6 protein-coding genes and 3 tRNA genes are annotated in these 6,858 nt (G+C 51.0%); 8 read left to right on the top strand and 1 reads right to left on the bottom strand.

The features are described from left to right. The first annotated feature begins 332 nt into the window (after nucleotides 1-332). Nucleotides 333-1,403 carry a peptidoglycan bridge formation glycyltransferase FemA/FemB family protein gene (locus H5T67_04780; protein ID MBC7244628.1) on the top strand — a complete coding sequence of 357 codons (1,071 nt, stop codon included), beginning with the start codon at nucleotides 333-335 and terminating at the stop codon, nucleotides 1,401-1,403. A gap of 80 nt (nucleotides 1,404-1,483) precedes the next feature. Here H5T67_04780 and H5T67_04775 read toward each other — a convergent pair whose 3' ends face one another. Further along, nucleotides 1,484-2,620, bottom strand: a complete 1,137-nt coding sequence (locus tag H5T67_04775) for an inositol-3-phosphate synthase (GenBank protein ID MBC7244627.1) — start codon at nucleotides 2,618-2,620, stop codon at nucleotides 1,484-1,486. Between the two features lie 218 nt (nucleotides 2,621-2,838). On the opposite strand from H5T67_04775, the gene H5T67_04770 reads away from it, so the two are divergent. From H5T67_04770 to H5T67_04740, 7 genes are all read left to right on the top strand, one after another. After that, a complete protein-coding gene (locus H5T67_04770) occupies nucleotides 2,839-3,513 on the top strand; it encodes a DUF4013 domain-containing protein (protein MBC7244626.1) in 675 nt (224 codons plus the stop codon). A gap of 38 nt (nucleotides 3,514-3,551) precedes the next feature. Continuing rightward, nucleotides 3,552-4,070 (top strand): hypothetical protein, encoded by a 519-nt coding sequence (locus tag H5T67_04765; GenBank protein ID MBC7244625.1) that lies wholly within the window; start codon nucleotides 3,552-3,554, stop codon nucleotides 4,068-4,070. Between the two features lie 115 nt (nucleotides 4,071-4,185). Beyond that, a tRNA-Pro gene (locus H5T67_04760) sits at nucleotides 4,186-4,258 on the top strand. Nucleotides 4,259-4,300: 42 nt separating this feature from the next. Then, nucleotides 4,301-4,373 (top strand) — tRNA-Gly (locus H5T67_04755). Nucleotides 4,374-4,378: 5 nt separating this feature from the next. Further along, nucleotides 4,379-4,451 (top strand) — tRNA-Ile (locus tag H5T67_04750). 75 nt (nucleotides 4,452-4,526) lie between these two features. Beyond that, a complete protein-coding gene (locus tag H5T67_04745) occupies nucleotides 4,527-6,350 on the top strand; it encodes an ATP-dependent metallopeptidase FtsH/Yme1/Tma family protein (protein ID MBC7244624.1) in 1,824 nt (607 codons plus the stop codon). A 106-nt stretch (nucleotides 6,351-6,456) separates the two neighbouring features. After that, on the top strand, nucleotides 6,457-6,858 hold the full coding sequence (locus tag H5T67_04740) for a thioesterase family protein (protein ID MBC7244623.1): 402 nt from the start codon (nucleotides 6,457-6,459) through the stop codon (nucleotides 6,856-6,858).

Genomic DNA, 6,858 nt, shown 5'->3' with positions numbered 1-6,858 from the left:
TCCTTCGGTCCGCCAAATTCATTTCAAATGCGATTGAATTGCATTATATATTGCATGTTCTGACCTTGTCAAAAGCATTAACAAAGTGAAAATGCGGCAGTAAATTGAAAAAGTCATCTATTGGGGTGATATCAGTTGTAGCACAAACGAAAAGCATAACTTTGCTCGCAGAGTACGAGCATAGTTATCCCCCCTGTCTACATGACGTAGCAAAAGCCCAAAAGATACGCCAGCACTGGTAACTTCGCATTTTCAGGATTACAGCAATCAACTCGGGCAATATCCATCGCTTTTCCGTGCTGAGGCAAATTACGTTATAATGTACCGAACCTATGCGTATCTATACATCTGTAGACCAACTCCTTTCTCCTCATACATGGAATGAATTCGTCAAACGTTCACCAACTGGCCACCTGCTGCAATCCTGGACGTGGGGCGAATTCAAGGCTTGCTTTGGCTGGCGACCGCTGCGCATTGCCGCTGTCGAAGGGGATCAGATATTAGCGGCAATGCAGGTTCTGTTTCGCCCATTGCCCTTTGGGTACTTCACCACGGCATACATACCTAAGGGCCCTTTGGTTACTCCTGTTGCTCTAAATACTCCCTCCACTCTGGCTTTGCTACCGGCTTTGCATGAAGCATGCCGTCGCCAACGTGCCATTTTCCTCAAGATAGAACCAGACTGGGAAGAAACGGCGTCCACGCGAAGCTGGCTAGAACTGCAGGGATTTGTTCCAAGCCAGCAAACGGTTCAACCTCGCCGCACAGTCCTGATTGATCTGACCGCAGATGAAGAAGCAATACTTGCCCAGATGAAGCCTAAAACCCGCTACAACATTCGTCTGGCACAGCGCAAAGGGGTGTCTGTGCGTATGGGAACTGTGGAGGATCTGCCTCTCTTCTACCAACTATTGAAGGTTACCGGCCAACGTGCAGGATTCGGCATACACACGCAGGATTATTACGCACAAGCTTGGCAGCTTTTTGCTGCTCAGGATACCGTGGCCTTGTTCTTGGCAGAACATGAGCGCAAGCCCCTGGCAGCTATCATGGTGTTTACTTGGGGCAAAAAAGCCTGGTACATGTACGGTGCCTCTTCTGATGAAGAAAGGCAACGCATGCCTACCTACCTTTTACAGTGGGAAGCCATGCGTTGGGCAAAGGCTCGCGGTTGCGAAACATACGATCTGTGGGGTATCCCTGACGTAGATGAAAGCGAAATCGGGCCGGATATTGCCTTGGCTGAGGAACAAGGAGCGCTGAGCATAGGCCTGGGGGGACTCTACCGCTTCAAAAAGGGCTTTGGTGGCAGAGAAGTTCGTTATGTAGGCGCGTATGACTACGTCTACAACAAGCCCATGTACCGTCTGTTGACTGCTTTATGGAAATGGTGGAAAGGATAACCAGGCCAGTCCTTTTCCGAAGTGGGCGAGGTGGGATTGCATAACCTCGCCTTTCTAATGTGCGTTTCCTCTCTATCCCTTTATTGACCCTGCCCTGCGATAAACGCTTCCACCATCGCTTTGGCCTGATCATCAGGGTACTGCTCAGGCGGCGATTTCATAAAGTAAGCAGAAGGGCCAATCAAAGTACCGCTAAGCTTCCTGTCCAATGCCAGCTTACAGCAGCGGATCGCATCTACCACCACCCCTGCAGAGTTAGGCGAGTCCCATACCTCGAGCTTGCATTCCAGATTCAATGGGACATTGCCAAAGGTAGTTCCCTCCATGCGAATATAACACCATTTGCGGTCGGTCAACCAGGGCACATAGTCACTAGGGCCTACATGCACATTGGCTGGGTCCAGCTCATAATCCAGCATGCTGGTCACCGCGTTCGTCTTCGAAATCTTCTTAGATTCCAATCGCTCTCGCTCTAGCATATTGTAAAAGTCGGTGTTCCCACCGAAGTTGAGCTGATAGGTGCGCTCCAAGCGTACCCCTCGATCCCGGAAAAGTGATGTCAAAACGCGATGGGTAATGGTAGCTCCCACCTGGGATTTAATGTCATCGCCAATTATGGGTAGCCCACGCTCTCTAAATCGCCTTTGCCAATAATCCTCACGGGCAATAAAGACAGGAATACAATTGATAAAACCACATCCTGCATCAAGGACCTGTTCGACATACCACTTGGTCGCCATTTCGCTGCCTACGGGCAAGAAATTGACTACTACATCCGTCTGCGTTTCCTTGAGGATGCCCACTACATCAGCAGTCGAACCAGGAGCCTTGGTGATAATTTGTTTGAGATACTTTCCCAATCCATCATGCGTCATGCCCCGCGACACCGGCACGCCTATGTAAGGTACATCGCAGAATTTGTAAGTATTGTTTGGCGCCGTGAAAATGGCTTCGGATAGATCTTTCCCTACCTTGTTCTGATCAATGTCAAAAGCAGCACTGAACTCGATGTCCCCAATGTGATACCCGCCTAGTCGAACGTGCATCAAGCCCGGTACAAATTGATCCTCAGGAGCATCCTTATAAAAATACACGCCTTGTACCAGAGAAGAGGCACAGTTGCCTACACCGATAATTGCTACCCTTATCTTAGCCAAAGTTCTCACACTCCTTTCTGCGTTTTGAGATCGTTGTATGCTCACGATAGCCAGGAGCATCCAGAATTTTCGCACAATGTAATTTATTCTACTATATTCGATTTGATTCGTCAAAGTAACACTCGCGCTTGCTGATTACCTGCATCTATGCTATAATCACGTTGGCATTGGAGAGGCAACAGGCTCTGTTCACGCAGAGGACGGAAGAATCCAGCCATACCTGATTGTGATCGTCCTGTTTGCTTCAGATTAGCTAATTCCTTAAGGGGGCAGAAATCATGGATTGGGGCAAATCATTTACATACGTTTTTGATGACAAGGAATGGATCCAAAAAGTGCTCATCGGCGGTATCTTGGGCCTCATTCCCATTGTCAACCTGGCAGTAGTTGGTTATGCGTTGAAGGTTCTGAAGAATGTGGCTGAAGGTGCTGAGCAACCCTTGCCTGGCTGGGATGACTTTGGGGATTACTTCGTCAAAGGTCTCGTGATCTCTTTGGGTGCGCTGGTGTGGGCGAGCCCGTTGATTATCCTGATAATGTTTGCGGGATTCCTCAGCGCAGTAACCGGGTATGACACGGCGGAACCTAGCCGCGTCGCTGCACCATACGTCTTTTGTATCTGGAGCATGAGTTGCCTATCACTGGTATATGGGCTTTTCTTAGGCGTTGTGCTACCCTCGGCTTTCACTCACTATGCTCTCAGCGGCGAATTTGGTGCTTTCTTCCGCTTTGGCGACATATTCCAGTACCTTATAGCAAACTTTAGCAACTATATCATTGCACTTGTTCTCGCTGTAGTTGCGCAATTTGTCTCTGGTTTTGGTGTGATCCTGTGTTGCATTGGTGTGATCTTTACCGAGTTTTGGGCCACGCTGGTCAGTAGCCACCTACTCGGGCAGGTGTACCGCTTCAGAGCAGCACCAAAAACGCCCGAGATGGAGGTAACGGTCTAAAGAAGCTCCATCCCTTAAGGAGGAAAAATTGAATTGCCATGTCTAGTGGATTGCGTACAGTAGCTGAGCTAATGTGCATTGCAGCACGCACTGCGCCCAAATCGGCGGGGCAGGATTTTGTAGTAACCAAGATCATCGAGGGTGAAGAGTGCAAAAAACTGGCAGAAGCGATGATTCGCTTTGGAGAGCGGACTGGCAAGCGCAATTTTGACCGGGACGGACAGAACGTGAAAGATTCGCCTATTGTGGTATTGATCGGGATTAAAGACGCCAAGGCAATGGGCTTGAATTGTAGCGCTTGTGGCGTAGAAAAGTGCATCACTCCGAACACTTTCGAGGGAGAGTTCCAGGGACCACAATGTGCTTTCCGCCTGTTGGACATGGGCATTGCATTGGGATCGGCGGTCAAGGTGGCAGGGATGTTGAACGTAGATAACCGCATCATGTATCGCGCAGGTGTAGTAGCGCGTGAAATGGGTCTGATTGATGCGGATTACGTGATGGGCATTCCGTTGTCCGCGACGGGCAAGAGTATCTACTTTGACCGCAAAACCTAATATTACAAGTGGGCAATGCTCAATATTCGGTTCAGATAACAAAGCCATCATTCGCTGATCACTGTTCACAAGCTCAAATTGACGGGCTATGACAAATTGGCTATAATATAGGCTGCGGGGTGTAGCGCAGTTGGTAGCGCACAGCGTTTGGGACGCTGGGGTCGGAGGTTCAAGTCCTCTCACCCCGACAATGGCAGATATTCTGGTAGGATCTTGTGTTGCCTGTCCATGCGGGTGTAGCTCAGATGGTAGAGCCCCTGCCTTCCAAGTAGGTTGTCACGGGTTCGAGTCCCGTCACCCGCTTTGAAGGGCCCATAGCTCAGCGGTTAGAGCCCCCGGCTCATAACCGGGTTGTCCCTGGTTCGAATCCAGGTGGGCCCATGAGAATGGCTTGAACCGATGTTCTGTTTCATCGTTGTGCCGCTTCAAGCGGCTTTTTTGCGGTTTTTAGGAGGTATGGTGGGATCGAGTTGGTCTAAGAACGGATTTGTATACCTGTTGATCACACTTGCGGTTATCGCCTTGATTTACTTCAACTTCATCGTGCCGGCTGAAGAGCTGCCTACAGTATCCATCAACAAAGTGGTCAGCTATGTAAAGGCGGGTGTGGTGAAGAAAATTGCCATTTCTGGCGATGACCTGACAATCTGGCTGAGTGAGGATCAACAACCGACCAAATTGCGCTCGCGCAAGGAGGAAGGTGTAAGCCTTACGGAGACGCTCATCAACCTGGGGGTGACGCCAGAGGAATTCGCTGTGGTGGAGATCGTTCCAGAGCGACCGAGCGCCTGGGCGGACATTGTTCCGATGTTAGTGAATTTTTTGCCTGTTCTAGGGCTTGGCCTGATCCTACTCCTCATGTTGCGTCAGGCCCAGAGCGGGAATAACCAAGCGCTGTCCTTTGGCAAAAGCCGTGCGCGGTTATTCACTGGTGACAAACCTACCGTTACTTTCCAGGACGTGGCTGGCGTTGATGAAGCAAAGCAGGAATTGCAGGAAGTGGTTGAATTTCTGAAAGAACCGGCCAAGTTCACCATGCTGGGTGCGCGTATTCCTAAAGGTGTATTGCTAGTGGGTGCACCCGGGACGGGCAAGACGCTACTGGCGCGGGCGGTAGCGGGCGAAGCTGGCGTGCCCTTCTTCAGCATCAGTGGCTCAGAATTTGTCGAGATGTTTGTCGGCGTTGGCGCCAGTCGTGTCCGTGACCTTTTTGACCAGGCCAAGCGGAACAGCCCGTGCATTGTCTTTGTCGATGAGATTGACGCCGTAGGACGGCATCGTGGTGCCGGCTTGGGTGGCAGCCACGATGAGCGCGAACAGACCTTGAACCAGATTCTGGTAGAAATGGATGGCTTTGACACTGACACAAAGGTTATTGTGGTCGCTGCTACAAACCGTCCAGACATATTAGATCCTGCTCTGTTGCGGCCGGGCCGTTTCGATCGGCGTGTCGTGCTGGATCGACCGGATATGAACGGGCGCAAAGCGATCCTGGAAGTGCACGTACGTGGCAAACCGTTGGCCGAGGATGTAGATTTGATGGAACTGGCCAGGCAGACACCAGGATTCTCGGGTGCTGATATAGAGAACTTGGTCAACGAAGCAGCGATCTTGGCTGCGCGGCGCAACAAGAAAGCCATCGGTATGGACGAACTGAGGGAAGCAGTAGAGCGAGTCATTGCCGGGCCAGAACGAAAAAGCCGCCTGATTAGTGCGGAAGAGAAAAGCATCATCGCTCATCATGAGGCAGGCCATGCCCTGGTTATGCATCATTTGCCCAAGGCGGACCCGGTGAACAAAGTCTCGATTGTATCGCGTGGCATGGCCCTGGGATATACCATCCATCTCCCGGAGGATGATCGCTACTTGCGCAGCAAAGCAAAATTTGAGGATGAAATTACAGGATTACTGGCTGGTCGAGCGGCTGAGGAGTTGGTTTTTGGCGATATCACCACGGGTGCCAGCAATGACTTGGAGCAGGCCACCAAGCTGGCACGGGCTATGGTCACCCAGTATGGCATGAGTGAGGTGCTGGGGCCGCGTACTTTCGGACAGAAGGAAGAACTGATTTTCCTCGGACGCGAGATCGCAGAGCAGCGAGACTATAGCGAAGAAGTGGCGCGGCAGATTGACATTGAAGTCAAACGTATCATCGAGACCGCTTACCAGCGTGCGATGAACATCCTGAAAGAGCATCGCCAAAAGCTGGATGAATTGGCAAAACGACTCATCGAGGTTGAGACTATCGAAGGTCCTGAACTCCAGGCGTTGCTGGCTTAGCACAATCCGGTGGGGTGTTGTCCCTCTGCAGTGTTTTATGAAGAGTTCTTATATGCCGGGTGCTGATGCGCATATCAGTATCCGGCATGTCTTTTAGGAGGGGGTAATGTTTGAGCAAGTGAAATCTGGGCTAGTGGGTGAGCGCGAGATGAAGGTAGAAGTGGAGAACACAGCCAAACACCTAGGCAGCGGCAATGTTTCCGTCCTGGCCACGCCTGAGATGGTGCGCTTGATGGAAGGGGCTGCTGTTCGCGCAGTAGATCACCTTTTGCCAGAGGGATACCACACAGTGGGCATTCGTGTGGATGTGCGTCATCTGGCAGCCACACCTTTAGGCATGACCGTGCGCGCCAGGGCGACCTTAATAGAAGTGAATGGCCGCAAGCTCACGTTTCATGTGGAAGCTTTCGATGAATCCGAGAAAATTGGCGAAGGTATCCACGAACGCATGATTATTGATGTCGCCAAATTCAAGCAGCGAGTAGAGACCAAACTAGGTCAGCCATAG

Source organism: Chloroflexota bacterium (assembly GCA_014360905.1).
Taxonomy (GTDB): Bacteria; Chloroflexota; Anaerolineae; order UBA2200; family UBA2200; genus JACIWX01.
The sequence above is the reverse complement of the archived record's forward strand: the minus strand, read 5'-3'. Positions and strand labels throughout refer to the sequence as shown.

Coding starts and splice junctions, on each gene's coding strand:
- H5T67_04765 (MBC7244625.1), top strand. CDS start 3,552: ATGTCTAGTGGATTGCGTACAGTAGCTGAGCTAATGTGCATTGCAGCA.
- H5T67_04780 (MBC7244628.1), top strand. CDS start 333: ATGCGTATCTATACATCTGTAGACCAACTCCTTTCTCCTCATACATGG.
- H5T67_04775 (MBC7244627.1), bottom strand. CDS start 2,620: ATGCTCCTGGCTATCGTGAGCATACAACGATCTCAAAACGCAGAAAGG.
- H5T67_04745 (MBC7244624.1), top strand. CDS start 4,527: ATGGTGGGATCGAGTTGGTCTAAGAACGGATTTGTATACCTGTTGATC.
- H5T67_04740 (MBC7244623.1), top strand. CDS start 6,457: ATGTTTGAGCAAGTGAAATCTGGGCTAGTGGGTGAGCGCGAGATGAAG.
- H5T67_04770 (MBC7244626.1), top strand. CDS start 2,839: ATGGATTGGGGCAAATCATTTACATACGTTTTTGATGACAAGGAATGG.